Source organism: Dethiosulfatarculus sandiegensis (assembly GCF_000931935.2).
GTDB lineage: Bacteria > Desulfobacterota > Desulfarculia > Desulfarculales > Desulfarculaceae > Dethiosulfatarculus > Dethiosulfatarculus sandiegensis.
On the sequence record NZ_AZAC01000014.1, the window covers coordinates 101827 to 116448 of the forward strand.

Genomic DNA, 14622 nt, shown 5'->3' on the forward strand with positions numbered 1-14622 from the left:
GCCTTTCAAATGGTGCGGAAAAGAGAAAAGGCCTGACCTTATCGGTGTATTCGTGTATTCGGTAATTATGGCGACTGCTTGGAAATTATGATATATACGCCCTCAATTCATGCCGTTTATCTCAGATGGTGCAGGTTTTTTAAGCTTCGGGTCCTTTGCAGGCCGGAGAAAAAATATGTCAAGCACTTTAAAAAACGATTTGTGAGCGCGGCTTAAACCTGTAGCGTTATACGTGATTGAAGCTGATGTATTTGTTTATGAAAAAACGCAATGGGGACGCCCTTCCGCGGTCTTATTCAAGCAGAATTCCGGCTCCGGATCAGGCGTTTTTGATGGTTCACCTATGCCCGGGGTGATTTTTAGTCTACCGAAGCCTGTCCTCCTCAGGCCGGGACCATCCAAGACCCATGGTCCTTCTTCCCTGATAAGGGCGGTATTTCTTGTTTTTTCTTATTTCTTATCCTTTATGTCGAGATTGATCCCCGCTTGTTTAGCAATTTCTCACCTGTTGAATAATTCCTTGAAACCCAAGTTACCTTGCCTCCGACTCAAGAGGAAAGCCTTGTTGTTTTCTGCGGTTTTTGTTGGCCAGGTTTTAGTTGCGCTAAAAGAGACAGTTGATGTTCCAAAATAAAATGACCGGCTTTGCCCCTTCAATTATTGATAATTCACCACCAAAGGCGATAAGGCTGGCCCTGATGGGCCTGGTCTACTCCCTGGCTTTGGGTTTGCTGGCCTGGCGTTTTTATTCCAGCCAGCTTCACTATGACAGTGCGCTCATAGGCCTGATGGCTCAGTCTTTTCTAAAGGGTGATTTTCATTATTTTTTCTTTGGCAATAACTATATGGGCACCTTAGACGCCCTTTTTGCCGCTCCCTTGCTCTATTTTTTTGGCCCCACTTCATTGGTCGTTAATATCTGGCCGCCGTTTCTATATCTGGCAAGTATGGTGGTGGTGCACCGCATCTTGGACCGTTTGTTCGGTTTTTGGGGAGTTCTGGCCGGGTTGGCCTGGATGGCCCTGCCTCCGGGATACGGGCTTTTCTTTGCCGGTGAGGCCCGCACCCATTATGGCCTGGCCCTTTTGCTCTCCGCGGTTCTGTTCCTGTTGACCCTGAATTTGTGGCAAGGCAAAAAATGGAAGTTCAGCTCCTGTTTTGCCTGGGGCCTGGTGGCCGGGCTGGCCTTTTGGACAAATTTCCTTTCCGCCCAGGTGATAGCCCCTTGCGCCTTGTTCCTGGCTTATTACGGTTGGCGAAATAAACTCCTCACCCCGGCTATGATAGCGGGTTTTGTCTCGGGCGCTCTTTTAGGCGCAGCTCCGCTTATTATCTACAATATGAATAACGGCTGGCCCCACCTGGGCTTGAGCGGGGACCTCAGGCTGGGGCCTGAGACCAAAATCAGAGAACCGCTTTCTGAAATGTTCGGCACCTATCTTCTGGCGGTTTTGCGCAGCGGCCTGCCTGTGATGTTCGGGGTGATCAGCCCCAACCAGAGGTTTGTCACCCCGGGCACCCTGGATTTCTGGGTCTATCTGGCGGTGGCCCTGCTGGCGGTTATAGGTTTTGTCGGCTTGATCATGCGTTCACGCAAAACAGAGGTGACCTTAAGTTGGCTGCCGGTGGCGGTTTTTGCCGGTTCAGTGGCAGCGGTGATCTTCACTCATTACGGCTCCCAGGTTAACCAGGCCAGGCCCCGCTATCTTTTGTGGGTTTTGTTTGCCTTGCCTTTTGTCTGGGCTTTCTGGGGCGGACTTTTGGCCAAAAAGTCACCTTGGCTGAGCCTGATTCTCATTTTGGGCCTGGCTGTTTCCAATGTCAGCGCCTATCAGGGGTTCCGGGCCCTTTGGGGAAAACCCCTTTTGGATGCCAAGGGAGGTTATTATTTCCGGCACGAAGCCAAGACTAAAGAACGTCTGGCAGGCCTGTACGAAAAGGGCATAACCCATCTTTACGCAGATGAGAAAAGGGCAAGGAATTTTTACCCCAATGACTCGGAAGGGGCCTATGAGCTGTCTTTTCTGGCAGACGAAAAGCCCTTGATTGTAGATTTCACCCAGGATAAAAGGCCTCAGGCCTCGGCTCAGGTGGATGCCTCGGAAAACCCGGCCTTCTGGTGGCGCACCCTGGCTGCCCAGGCCCGGTTTCTGGGTGTCAAACACCAGGTAATCAACAAAGAGATATTCCACTCCTTTGCCGAACCGGAGAATGTGGAAAAACTACTTTCCCCAAGGGGCTGGAAGGTGACCACCCTTAAGGGTAAACTTTTGCATGATCGGCTTTGGGATGCAAATTTCCGCACAATTTATGTGGCTGTCAATAATAAAAAGGGCGGTGAGGGGTTTGTGCTCGACATGGGCCGCGAAGAGGAGGTCGCCGGTTTTTCCTTGATACCCACTGTCTTTTGGCAGGTGCCCAAAAACGTTACCGTTGAGGTGGCAGGTGAGGACGGGCGCTTTCGCCTTTTGCGCAAGATCAGTCATTACCGCACCCCTTTTTATTTTTCCGGGCCTCATCCCTTTTTGAAGCAGCGCTACGGCAGGGTGGAATGCTACTTCCCGGTGCAGAAGATTCGCTATATGCGTTTCACCCATTTGGGTGACGATGGCCATGCCTGGAGTGTACAGGAAATGCTGGTCTATGGTCCGGGCAAGCCGCACAGCGATTTTTGCTGGCAGAAGAGTATTGAGCTGGCCCTGGAGGAGGTGCGCAAGTCCGGTATAGAGCGCCTTTATGCCGATGCCTGGCCCTCGGCCAAGGCCCGGCTTGAGTTTGGCAGGGAGATATGGACCTTGACGGCAAACCGGTTTACCAATGTTTTTGGCTCCACTCATCCCCGTACTGACCGTCCCCTTTTAGTTGACCTTCACCAGGGCAGCGGAGTGTTGGTGCTTGGCCGGGAGGCGGATTTGGCGGAAGAGGTTCTTACCAATGCCGAGGTGCGCTTTATACGTAAAGCCTGTGGCCGCTTCACCCTGTTTGTCCTTGAGGGGCGCAAAGGCGTAGAGGCGGTTCCTATAAAAGCGGTGGATTCCCATGTGGACCGCAAATCCGCCTGGAAACTGGCCCGGGGAGGTTCCTTTAAAGGGCGCTGGGGCAGCCAGGAAAGCCAACGACCAGGAATTTATCTGGATCTGGATTTTGGAAAGCCCAGGGACCTGGGGTGGTTGAAACTGGAGAACCATAATTATCACGCGGATTTTCCCCGTGGGCTCAAGGTTTTGGTTTCCAATGACCAGAAAAAGTGGGTGGAGATGCCGGTTACTCTGGCCGGACCCATTGCCTTTAGCGGTCAGGTGCTTTTCCTGGCCCAGGGACCTGTGAGCGTTTATCGCCTTGAGCGGCATGCCCAGGCCAGGTATGTGAGGCTTGAACTCGACGCCCATGATCCGGTTTGGTGGTGGAGCGTGGAAAAGGTGGCTGCCTATGGTCCTGATGATAAACACCTTGCCCACTTCAACAAGGGGATAGATTCCAAAGACGGCTGAGTTAGGTTAACCCTTGGACTTATGTTTTTAAAAATACCAGGTCCACCAAAGGTAAACCGATTGGGCCGGACGCAGGTGATAAATAGTGCCCGGCATGGTCAAACCGCCATATTCAGTACCGGGTGCGCCATATACCAGGTTTGCGCCGACAGTCAGGCGGGTGTTTTGGCTGATATCCAAAACACCCCGCGGCTGCACTGTCCCGGAAGGATCGGCCAGGTTGTTTATCATTGTGACCCAGCAGGAAAAAAGGGGATGCAGCTCCACCTGCAAAGAGGCGCTTAAGTAATTGCGGCCCAAGGCAAACAACCCGCCCCTGGCCAGCTTGTCCTGGATTTCAAAATCTGTGAAGACTTCGTTATAGTTGCAGGCGCCCAGGCCGTTAAAATAAAATTCCACCAGCCCGTAAAAGTTTTTTCCCCACCAGATCCAGGAGTAGTCCATATTGGCCACCAGGGAGAGGTAATTCGAACCCTGCCCTGCGTTTGTCCAGACCAGGTCCATGCGCCAGGCTGTGTCTCCCAGATAACCCTGGCTGCCGAGGCCTGCCACCCATTCTCCGTAGTGGCGGGCAAAAAGAAAATCAAACTCGGTTGTTTCATGAGCAGTGTGTATTTTCAAGGCGGCGGAAGATCTGGAGCTTGCCAACTCTCCGGTCTCCGGTTTTCTCCTGGGCACAAAAAGCCCTTCCAGGGAAACGGCCCCACCCAAAGGCAGTTCCGCCCAGGCCATGTCGTCACCCACTTTGTAATCCCGTTCAATATCGGTTGGGGCAAAGGGGTTGAAAAGGTCCATGGGATTGAAGATGAGCCCGTTTCCCCAGGTCACTGCCTGTCTGCCGATCTTTAGCCTGCCCCAGGTGGGGTTGAGGGCCAGCACCAGGCGGTCCAGGCGCTGGTAGGCTGTCCGGCTTTTTCCATCAAAGGCCGTCCAGGTAAGGTCAAAAAGCCTGGTTTTATCGTTCATTGCCTGGCCCAGACCCAAAAAGGCCGCGCTCTGGGGAAATTGGACCCCTGAGAGCTCAAGCTCCCTTTTTTTGCGCCTGTTGTCCCCGGCCGAAAGAACAGCCTCGTAATGGGTCTTGAACGAGGCATTGCCTGGAAAGAAAAGTTGGTTTTTGAGTCGCAGGCTCAGGGAGCCGTCTGTGTAAACACCGGTTCCCACCGGTGCGAAAACCGTGGTGTCCTCGTATTGGCTGATACTGCCCCTGAGCTTGAGATGCCCGCCCCATTGGCTGGTTGTCTGCCTCCAAAAGCCTTCCGGCTTTTCCCGGGCCAGACTTGCGGGGCAGGCCAGGGCGGCCAGGCCCAAAAGGGCCGCCAAAAAGAACAGGGCCGGGATCGATCCCTTGCCCCTGACCTTGGGGCGGAAAATGTTCATTGGCTCGTTTTGTCCATATCCTGGGCAATAAGCCCGTCTTTCAGCATCACCAGCCGTTCGGCATGGTCCATTACCATCTGGTCATGGGTCGAGAAGATAAAGGTGACCTGCTTTTCCCGGTTCATGCGGCTCATCAGCTCCAACAGGGAACGGCCGTTTTCCGAATCCAGGTTGGCGGTGGGTTCATCGGCCAGGACCAGGGAGGGGTTGGCCACAATGGCCCTGGCCACAGCTACTCTTTGTTGTTGGCCGCCGGAGAGTTCAGAGGGCCTGCGTCCGGCCTGTTCGCCGAGCCCCACCATCTCCAGGATTTCCTCTGCCCGTTTTTTGCGTTCTATTGGCGTCACCCCTTGCAGCTCCATGACAAACTCCACATTTTCCCGAGCAGTGAGCACAGGTATGAGGTTATAGGCCTGAAAAATGAATCCGACCTTTTTAAGCCGCAGTTTGGCCAGTTGGGATTGCTTGAGGTTTTCATAGTTGCGGCCGTCGACCGCAATACTGCCGGAATCCGGTGTGTCCAGGCCCCCTATCAGGTTCAACAGGGTTGTCTTGCCTGAGCCGGAAGGCCCTGCCAGGGCCACAAAACCGCCTTTTTCTATCTTCAGGTTTATTCCCGCCAAGGCGGTTACCTTGACCTGGCCCTGCCTGTAGGCCTTAACCACATCCACACATTCAACCAGATTCATTTTATAATCCTTTTACCGGGATTTTCTCAGATATGGCCCATGGCCTCCCTGGCCGTGATCCGGGCCGCCTTGGCAGCCGGATAGGTGCTGACCAAAAGCCCCAGGACCAAAACCACTGCGTTTGCGCCTATCAGGTCTCCCGGGTTTAGGGCGGGATAGATCACCTTTGTCATTTTTAAATACTGTTGGGCCTCGGCCAGGGCGGAAAGGTCTATACCGGTCCGGGCAAGGAGGGCCACGCTTAAGATTCCCAGCCCGCTGCCCAAAGCCATGCCGATGAAAAGAATTATGCCGGATTCAGCCATCACCTGGCTTACAATCCGCCAGGGCGACATGCCGAGCGCCTTGAACAGGCCGAACTCCCGAATGCGGTCCATCACCGCCATGAGGCTTGTGTTGACAATGCCAAAGGCCATGGCAATAAAGACCACCAGATACCAGATGGCTGTAAAGCTCCCCATCATCTTGAGGTATGAGGCCAAGAGGGGGAGCAGCTCCTGCCAGGTCAGCACCTGGATGCCTTTGGGAAGCAGCCCATCCAGCTTTGCTGCCACTTCTCGGCTTTGCTCCCTTTGAGGCAGCAGAATGGAGATTTCGCTGATGTTTTTTTTCAGTTTGAGCATGCTGCGGGCCGCGGCCAGGCTAATAAAGACGTATCTTTTTTCCGTGGCTTTAAGCTCCGCCCTGAAGACCCCTTTGATGCGAAAAGCCCTGGAGGCTATGCCGCCTTGTGTGTCCTGGCTCATGAGCACCAGTTTGCGGCCTGGTTTGGTGTTGAATTTTGCCAGGAGCGCCTGGCCCACAAAAATGCCGTACTTTTCACCTGGTTTAAGCTTTCTACCTTGGCTGAGCGAGTCACCGTAAAAAGAGATGCGGGCCTCTTTTCCCGGTTCGATCCCCACCAGGGTCACCCCGCTGTTGTTGTGGGCGTTTGAGGCAATGGCGTTTACCTTTATTCTTTTTACCCACAAGGATCCCCGGGGAAGGTTTTGGCACAGGGTTTTATAGATCGGGTCCGGGTCTTTAAGGCTGTTTTGGATAACCGGGTCGGACCGGTAGACAGGGTTTTGGATCTTGATATGCCCTGTAAGGGTGGCTATTCCGTTTTTCACCATGTTGGAGGCCATCCCCTGCATCAAAGCGCCCAAAAGGACCATGGACCAGACGCCGATGACAACGGCGGTCATGATTACCAGGGTTCTTTTACGATTGCGCCAGACATTGCGCCAGGCCATGCGGAGTCTCATGGTTCTCCCCCTGCCTGTCAGAAAGTTACAAATGACCGAGAGCCTCCACTATGTTGAGCCGTCGCACCTTGAAGGCCGGGTAAAGTGCTGTCACCAGGGTTACCAAAAGCACAGCCAACGGTCCCAGGGTGGCGCTTAAAAAGGAAAGCCTGGGATAGAATTTAGATGGCATCCCGAACTGGGCCAACATTTCGGCAGCCTCTTTGAATTCGAGCCCGACTTCTTGAAAATACAGGGTGATCACACACCCCAGGATTGTTCCGACTGATATGCCCAAAAAGGTCAGGAACCCGGATTCCATGATCAGAATTTTTACAAGCCTGCCTCTGGTTGCGCCCATGGCCAAAAGCACCCCGAATTCACCTGTTCGCTCAAAGATGGTCATTAAAAAGGTGTTAAGAATGCTGAAGGCCACCACAATAATCAAAATTGCGTAAAAAATGGAGCCGCTTATAAGGTCCATTTGAATGCTTTGCATCAAACCGGGCATGAGCTGGTCCCAGTTCAGGCAGACCAGTGGTTTGGGGTTTTTCAGCCGGGACAGAGGCGCGGCCAGGGCGTTTTGCACGGTTTGCACCTGATCCAAGCTTTTCACCAGAAAGACCACCTGGTGCACCGAATTTTCCATGGCATAGGTGTTTTGGAAAAAGGAAAGCGGGATCTGAATGGAAGCGCGGTCAAAGTCGTCCTGACCCGAATAATAGATGCCCTTAACCTTTACCACGGTGGCGGCTATGGACCCGTCCTTGCCCTGGCCCAGAATGGTTATTTCGCCGCCCAGGCCGAGTTTAAGGTTTTTGGCCAGAAGGCGGCCCACCAAAGCCTGGTTTTGATCTTCGGGCCCCAGGAACTCGCCTCGGCGGACCAGTTTTTTCAGGCGCGAAACCCCGGGCTCGGCCACGGGATCAACGCCCACCACCAGGGCCCCATAGGTGCGGTCTTGGGAAGAGAGCAGGGAAAAGGCCTCTGCCCGGGTGGTTACGGCCTTAACCTGTTTGAGGGGGGCCAGCAGCTTCAGCACTTCAGCGGGTTGCCTGATCACCTGCCTTATATTTCTGTCCTCATGATACCCCTTGGCCTGGACTTGCAGATGACCGGTATGGATCATCACCGCCAAGTTTATCATGGTTTGATAGGAGCCGAACTGCCAGGAGAGCATGAACACCAACAGCACACAGGCAAAGGAGATGGCCATTACAGTCAACAGGGTGCGCCTTTTGTTGCGCCATACATTGCGCCAGGCCATTTTGGCGTGAGTGGAGATCATGCAAACCTATTGACGCGGGTTTTTAAGGTTAAGGACCGTGAAGATCCGGGCGGGCAGGGTGTCTTTAAACTGAAGCTTAAGGTATTCCACCTGGGTGTAGCTTTGCTTGTTGTCTTCCCCGGCCTTTTGCATACGCATGCTTAAGGGGAAAAGCTTTTTTCCCACCATCTCAATCCTGCTGAAGTCAAGGGCCTTAACCAGCTCGTGATCTTCGTCGTAAAATTCCTCGCGTAAAAAAATAAGATCTTCCCTGATGTGCAATATCTGCATCCCCCAGATAACCGGGGCCTGAGGCTTGGGAACGGATTTGATCACATAGACTTTTTTGCCTTGCCGGTCAAGGGTCTTCAGCAAGGTGTGGTCATAATCCTTGATAAGGCTGTCTGACTTGGCCAGATCGTTGTTGGAAAAATCAGAGCCCATCCAGGCCTGGGACATCATGGAGGGAGGCAGTTTTATGACCCGGTTCACCTTTGGGTTATAGATCCACATCTCCCGCCCTTTTTTCAAGGTGCCGTTCATCTTGTCCTTGGGAGGTTCGGTTATTCTGAAAAGGCTTTCAGACTGCCCCAGGGTCCAGGCCTTGAGGGTGATGGTGCGCTCCCAGTCCGGGCGGTGGATAGTCATGCTGCATAAAGACACGCTTGCCTTGCCCCGATAATAATCAAAGGCGCTCTGCACCAGTTGATTTGTCTCCATGGCCCGGGCCTCAACGACGCAGAGAAGAAGGATAACCAGGCAGACGAACGGGCTTTTTTTGAAATTCATCTTTGCCTCCTTGATTAGTGGAACCCTCCGGGCGTTTTCAGGCGGCAAATACGGTAATTGCAATGAAAGCACTTGAAACATGTCATACTAGCATGGTTGTCAAACCATTGGCCATGCGGTTCGGGTTGATTTATAAATGATATGGCCTGGGTCGGCTGGTCTGATGGGAGTTACAGGGGAAGGGTGTGTCATGCTGGAGCTGGGTAGAAGAATATTTATACTGGTGATGTTTTTCGGGGCGATCGCCTGTTTTCTGAACCATGCGGACAGGCTGGTTTATTTTCGTGCCATGGATTTTCAGGCAGATCAGAAAAAAAGTGCGGCCTGGAAAAAATTAAGGCAGCTTGACCTTGAAGCCTATATCGCCCGCAAGACCAAAGACCGCCTGCGCTCTCCAGCCTCCCCGGAGGCCGAGGCCTTTTTAGCAAGGGTTTACAACGCCCTTCTAAAGCCCGGATCAGACCGGGAGCTTGAAAATAAGATCAACAGGGGCTACAGAGCGCGGTTGTTCATGGCGCCGGGTGACCCCGCCTTGCTGCCCTTGCAAAAGCCCTGGCCTGAATTTGGCTATATTGAGCTGAAGACCAATAAGGGGAAACTTTATCTGGGCATGGGTCATCAAAAGGCGAGCGACTATGTTTTCACTGATGCGCCCAGTGAGCTGGTATATCCCTGGCGGACTTTTTGGCCCTATCTATTGGCGCTTGGTATTCTAGCCTATTTTTTCCCGAAAAGAAAAAAGCCGCCCCAAGAAGCGCTTTATTACTCTCGCGCAGCCAGTGTGGTGCTGGTCGATATCCTGGGGCTGTTTTTAGGCGGGGTTTTCTTTGCCTTTCCTTTTTTGATTATTCCTTCTATTTCCTCCACTGCCGGTCTGCTTGATTTTGATAAAGGTTTTGCCTGGTTGACTTTGGCCTTTTGGTTTCTTACAGCCATTAGCATCAGCCTTTTATTCATAGCCGGGTGGTATGCCTCGCTTTGGATCGAGCTTAACTCTGAAGAGCTGGTCAAGGTGAATATAAAGGGGCGTCAGTCCGTAGCCCTGAAGGAGATCAAGGAGGTTTCTTATTATCAAAGAAACGCCCCCAAGTGGCTGGTCTACGGCCTCTTGATCCTGGGTTCGGGCAACCCCACCGCAACCGGCCAGGCGTTTTTGATCTCCGCCAATTCGGAACAGGGCATCCAGGTGACCCCGACCAAGGGAAAGCCCTTGAAGATCATGCTCAACAGCTTAAGAGGACACGAAAAGTTGTTGGATTACTTAAAAGAAGCCGGCTTTGAGCCCCCGGAGCCATGAAAACCCGAGGCAACTCCGGGTGAGGAGCCGGAGTTGCCTCGGGCGTTAAAAGGATCAGGCCTCAGGCTTGAAGGCCAGTTCAAGCTCAAACACACTCCAGGGAGTCTTTACTTGCCTGGTTTGAATGGGATCAAAACCAACCTCGGCCATGGCCCGGGCCAATTCCCCCTTTTGGAACATCATATCCGGCTCGCCCCTCAGCGAAGTGAGCAGCATGGAAAGCACCGCTGCAGACGGGCTGGTGCCCTGTTTCTCCATTCCTTCATGGAGGTTTATAAAAACGCCGCCAGGTTTAAGGGCCTCTAAAATGCGCTTCATCATGGCCTTAAGATCATGCCTGGCAAAATAAAGGCAGCTGCTGGCCCAGATCAGGTCGTAGTCCCGGCCCGGATCATCAGAGGTAAAGTCTCCCCCCATGGTGTTGAACCTGGCTTCCAGACCTTCACTTTTGATGTATTTACCGGCTTCCCTAACAACTCCGGGCTGGTCAAATAAAACCCCTTTGGCCTGCTTGAACTCTTTGACCAGGGCCATGCCCACCAGACCCGGCCCGCCGCCCAGGTCCAGGATTTTTTGGAAATTTTCGTGACCCGGCACCTGTCTCGCGGCCTCTATGGCCAGGGATGTGATCATCATGCGCTGGGACGCGGCCAGGCCCTGGCACATGGTTTGCCACATGGCGTCTTCGGTTACCTTGGGCTCCTGGGCTGGCAAAGGGCCTTTTTTGATCTGCTCCGCCATCTGGTCCAGTCCATCCAGCCAGTAATAGCGGGAGTTATAAAGCATGCCACCCAGAAAAACCGGGCTTTTCCGAAGCAGGTATTGGTTTACAAAGGCCAGGTTTTGATAGTTTTCGTCTTCTTTTCGCAAAAAGCCTCCCGCTGTGGCCGCATCCAGGAAAATTCGGGTGTTTAGAGGATGCAGGCCCATGCGCCCGGCCAGTTCCCGGGCTGAGCAGGGCGACTCAAGGTGTTCGAATATTTCAAGTTCCAGTCCCGTCAACAGCACCCAGGACCGGACCGGGGCCACCATCAGCTCAAAAAGCTCCGCTGCTTTGGGATCAAATCCCAGTTCGGGCAGGCCGGCTGTTTTACCTGTCATATTAAAACCTCCAGGTCAGGGTGGCGCCGATTGTCAGGGGCTCTCCATCCGCAACCACTGTGCCCATGTTGCCATAGGGGGCTGTGTAAACGCTGTACTCGGTGTCAAAGAGGTTCATGGCCCAAAGGCTGATGTCATAGTGGTCGGTTTGATAACCAAGTCTTATATTCACCAACTCATAGGCATCCTGCTCGGTCTGGTTTTTGGGGTCGCCATAGGCTTGGCCCACACCATTTAGCTCCATGCGGCCGAACAATCCACTTGTGTGATTGTACTGAGCCCCCAGGTTGTAGGTGTAGTCGGGTGCGTATTGCAGCTTCTTGCCCGAATAGTCGTACTGAAAGAGATTGCCCGCGCCGTCTTTTTCCCAGGCCTTCCAATCGTCAATCTCAGCTTGGCTCAGCCCCAGATTGGCAAAGACCTCCAGGCCCTTGGCCGGAGTTCCCTTGACTGACAATTCAAGTCCGCTCGAATGAGCTTGCGCCGCGTTTCTGATTCTGGCCACCTCGTAGAAGGGATGAACTTCCGAAACCTGCTTATCCGAAATATCAATGTAAAAAACCGAAAGGTTGACCAGGAGTTTTTTTTCAAACCACTGGGATTTGAGGCCTGCCTCATAATTCCAGGTGTATTCCGGGTCATAGGTCTTGGCTGTTTCCTGGTGGATCATATCGGCGAAATGGTTGAACCCTCCTGTGAGGTATCCCCTTGAGGCGGAGACATAGAGCATGGCTTGGTCGTTCAAGTCATAGGACAGGCTGGCCTTGGGTAAAAATTCGTTAAAGCCAAGCTCTTCCTGATAACGGCTTTGCATAAGCCTGTTATTGATCTCGCCGTCTATTTTCTGTATATCCAGGCGCGCGCCCAGTGTGGCCTTGAAGCCCTGGAAAATACTGTAGGTGGCCTGGCCGAAGAGCCCTTGGGCCTGGGTGTCCAAGTCTGTGGTTTGTTTATAGATCAATAAGTTGGTCTGATCTTTCATGTTATAGTCATAATCGGTTTTATCCGAAAAGGCGGACACGCCGGCCAGCCAGCTTGCGGGACCGTTCTCGGGCTTGGAACTGATCCGCATCTCCAGGCTGGCCTGGCGACTGTCCGCTCCAAGGAAGGAGGTTCCGTTGGGGCTGGGCATGAGCCAACGGTCGCCCAGAGAATCAAAGTTGAAGTCCAGATAACCGCCGACTAAAAGCAGGTCAAAATTGCTGCCCTCATAGTTTGCTTTCAGGTTTTGGGAATACCACTCGCGGTTGTAATACTGGTCTTTTATGTCCTGGTTGAGTTTATAGGGATCGGTTTTAAACATCCCCTCGCTGAAGCGATAGATGCCATAGCCCTCGTCAGACCTGCTGGCAAAGCTGATGAACTGGATATCCCAGGCCTCGGAAGGGGTGAAGCGCAGGTTGAGCCTGCCGTCAAGATGGTCTTTGGAAGCCGCCTTCTCATCGTCATAGGCCAGGTTTTCCATGTAACCGTCTGATTGCCGGGTCTGCAGGTTTATTCCGGCGTAGAATTTATCCTTTAAGACCGGCCCGCTCACTCCGGCCTGCAACCTGGTTGTGTTGTATGAGCCATACTCTAAAGTGGCTCTCCCTTTGAGCTGAGTATCGGGCTTTCTGGTGATTACATGGACCAGGCCCGATTCACTGTTTCGCCCGTAAAGAGTTCCCTGGGGGCCTTTTAAGATCTCCACCCTTTCCACATCCATGAAATTGATTTCCTGCATGGATTGCAAGGCAAAGGGAATGTCGTCCACGTAAAATCCTGCTGGGGAGTAAATACTGCTGGAGAATGTGGAGACGCCCCTTATAACCAGCATGTTCTGGGTGCCTCCGGCGCTGATGTACAGATTGGACGACCAGGGCGCCAGCTCCTTGAAATCCCTTATATCAGCCTGTTCCAGCTCATATCCGCTGAACGCATCCAGGGAGGTGGGCACCTTTTGAGCGTTTTCGCCTCTTTTCTGGGCAGTGACATTTATCTCGGACAATTGAAAGGCATTGCTTTCCTTGGCCTGGGCCAAGGCGGCCCCGGAGAAAACAAAAATCAAAAGGGCCGCACCGGTAAAGGACAAGGCCTTTTTTAAGATTTGGCTTTTTTCCATTAGAGACTCCTAGATATAAACAACAGGGAAAAGAAAATGTCGGCCAATCCAGTCCGGCCGAGCTAAGCAACTTGCTCGAACCCATTTTAATTACGCTTGATTTCTCCTCTACTCCCAGAGGGATAAGAGATACTCTTAAAGGGATTATTTGAATTGTCAAATAAAGTTAAAAATGGTAAATGGAAAAAGTCATACTTAATCTGACCGGGAAACAAGCCCATGCAAAGCGGTGATTTTTTTCTTAAGGGACCGGAAGAGAGCTCCGGCTGGACCCCTCTTGAAGAAGAGCGGCTTGATGATTCTTTTAAGGGATTAAAAGTAGACGGATTTCAGGACGCAGGCCCTGCCAGCCGTACGTTTGAGCTTTTTCCGGGGGCCTGGGGCGCCTTTAACCGGGGGGCCACCAGTAAGGCGGCTCTGGTGGATTATGAGATCCAAAACGGCCCGGTCTGCTTTTGGTATTGCCTTTGCGGTGAGGTGAATAACCAGTTCAGCCCCCAGAAGGGGAAGCGGGCCGGGGTGACCCTGGATCAAGGGCAGTGCGCCCTTTCCTGGCTGGGCAATGCCCGGGGCAGAATCGAGCCTGTTTCAAAAGGTGAAATCTGCTCCTTGAGCCTGCACCTCTCGCCTGGGCATTTGGCCCGTTTTTTAGGTGCGGAAGAGTTTGACCGCATACCTCGCCTGCTGACCACGCTTTTGGACCAGGCCGACCCCCGGGCCTTCACCCTGGCCATGGCCCGCACAAGGGAAATGGATATGGTTTTGAACCGTATTTTAAATTGCCCCTTTCAGGGCAGTCTGGGCAGGCGATATATGGAGAGCAAGGCCACGGAGCTTTTGTGCCTGCATCTGGCCCAATTGCAGGTCAGTCAAATCAAAAAAGTTCCCGCAGGGCTTAACAGCCGGGATCAGGAAAAGATTCGGGCCGCCAGGGAGATCTTGCTGGCCAGGATGCAAAATCCGCCCGGCCTGAAGGAACTGGCCCACCTGGTGGGGACCAACGAATTTAAGTTGAAGAAGGGCTTTAACCAGGTTTTCGGCAGCACTGTTTTTGGGCTTCTCCATGAAAAACGCATGCAAATGGCCCGGGAAATGCTACTCGATGGCAGGGTGAATGTGAGCCAGGCCGCCTGGGAAGTGGGATATACCAATGTAAGCCATTTTATAACGGCTTTTCGCAAGTGCTTCGGTGTGACACCCGGCGATTTGCTTAAATAAGGTTTTATAGGGCTCTAAATCGAGGTTTTATGCTATAACTGGGCCCTATTCCTGTAAAAGGGG

At 52.9% G+C, this 14622-nt stretch carries 10 protein-coding genes; 3 read left to right on the forward strand and 7 right to left on the reverse strand.

Annotation, left to right across the window (positions count from 1 at the left end; all coding sequences use genetic code 11):
* Nucleotides 1–620: 620 nt before the first annotated feature.
* Nucleotides 621–3491: a discoidin domain-containing protein gene (locus X474_RS10220; protein ID WP_044348679.1), complete on the forward strand. Its 2871-nt coding sequence runs from the start codon at nucleotides 621–623 to the stop codon at nucleotides 3489–3491.
* A 27-nt stretch (nucleotides 3492–3518) separates the two neighbouring features.
* On the opposite strand, the gene X474_RS10225 is transcribed toward X474_RS10220, so the two are convergent.
* Genes X474_RS10225 through X474_RS10245 form a run of 5 tightly spaced genes read right to left on the reverse strand, consistent with a single transcriptional unit; the run spans nucleotide 3519 to nucleotide 8842 of the window.
* Nucleotides 3519–4871, reverse strand: a complete 1353-nt coding sequence (locus X474_RS10225) for a hypothetical protein (RefSeq protein WP_044348680.1) — start codon at nucleotides 4869–4871, stop codon at nucleotides 3519–3521.
* Complete coding sequence (locus tag X474_RS10230) at nucleotides 4868–5560, reverse strand: ABC transporter ATP-binding protein (protein WP_044348681.1); 693 nt, start codon at nucleotides 5558–5560, stop codon at nucleotides 4868–4870. The genes X474_RS10225 and X474_RS10230 overlap by 4 nt, the downstream gene beginning before the upstream one ends.
* A gap of 26 nt (nucleotides 5561–5586) precedes the next feature.
* The gene (locus X474_RS10235) at nucleotides 5587–6807 is read right to left on the reverse strand and encodes an ABC transporter permease (RefSeq protein ID WP_044348682.1); all 1221 of its coding nucleotides are present in this window, start codon (nucleotides 6805–6807) and stop codon (nucleotides 5587–5589) included.
* Between the two features lie 25 nt (nucleotides 6808–6832).
* Nucleotides 6833–8074, reverse strand: a complete 1242-nt coding sequence (locus tag X474_RS10240; protein ID WP_197282051.1) for an ABC transporter permease — start codon at nucleotides 8072–8074, stop codon at nucleotides 6833–6835.
* Between the two features lie 6 nt (nucleotides 8075–8080).
* The gene (locus X474_RS10245; protein WP_044348683.1) at nucleotides 8081–8842 is read right to left on the reverse strand and encodes an outer membrane lipoprotein-sorting protein; all 762 of its coding nucleotides are present in this window, start codon (nucleotides 8840–8842) and stop codon (nucleotides 8081–8083) included.
* Nucleotides 8843–9032: 190 nt separating this feature from the next.
* Here X474_RS10245 and X474_RS10250 point away from each other — a divergent pair, with 190 nt between their 5' ends.
* On the forward strand, nucleotides 9033–10139 hold the full coding sequence (locus X474_RS10250) for a hypothetical protein (protein ID WP_044348684.1): 1107 nt from the start codon (nucleotides 9033–9035) through the stop codon (nucleotides 10137–10139).
* Between the two features lie 54 nt (nucleotides 10140–10193).
* On the opposite strand, the gene X474_RS10255 is transcribed toward X474_RS10250, so the two are convergent.
* A complete protein-coding gene (locus X474_RS10255) occupies nucleotides 10194–11240 on the reverse strand; it encodes a class I SAM-dependent methyltransferase (RefSeq protein ID WP_044348685.1) in 1047 nt (348 codons plus the stop codon).
* A 1-nt stretch (nucleotide 11241) separates the two neighbouring features.
* Nucleotides 11242–13341: a TonB-dependent receptor gene (locus X474_RS10260; RefSeq protein ID WP_044348686.1), complete on the reverse strand. Its 2100-nt coding sequence runs from the start codon at nucleotides 13339–13341 to the stop codon at nucleotides 11242–11244.
* A 219-nt stretch (nucleotides 13342–13560) separates the two neighbouring features.
* Here X474_RS10260 and X474_RS10265 point away from each other — a divergent pair, with 219 nt between their 5' ends.
* Nucleotides 13561–14559, forward strand: coding sequence for a helix-turn-helix domain-containing protein (locus X474_RS10265; RefSeq protein ID WP_052515079.1), 999 nt, complete (start codon nucleotides 13561–13563; stop codon nucleotides 14557–14559).
* Nucleotides 14560–14622 lie beyond the last annotated feature (63 nt).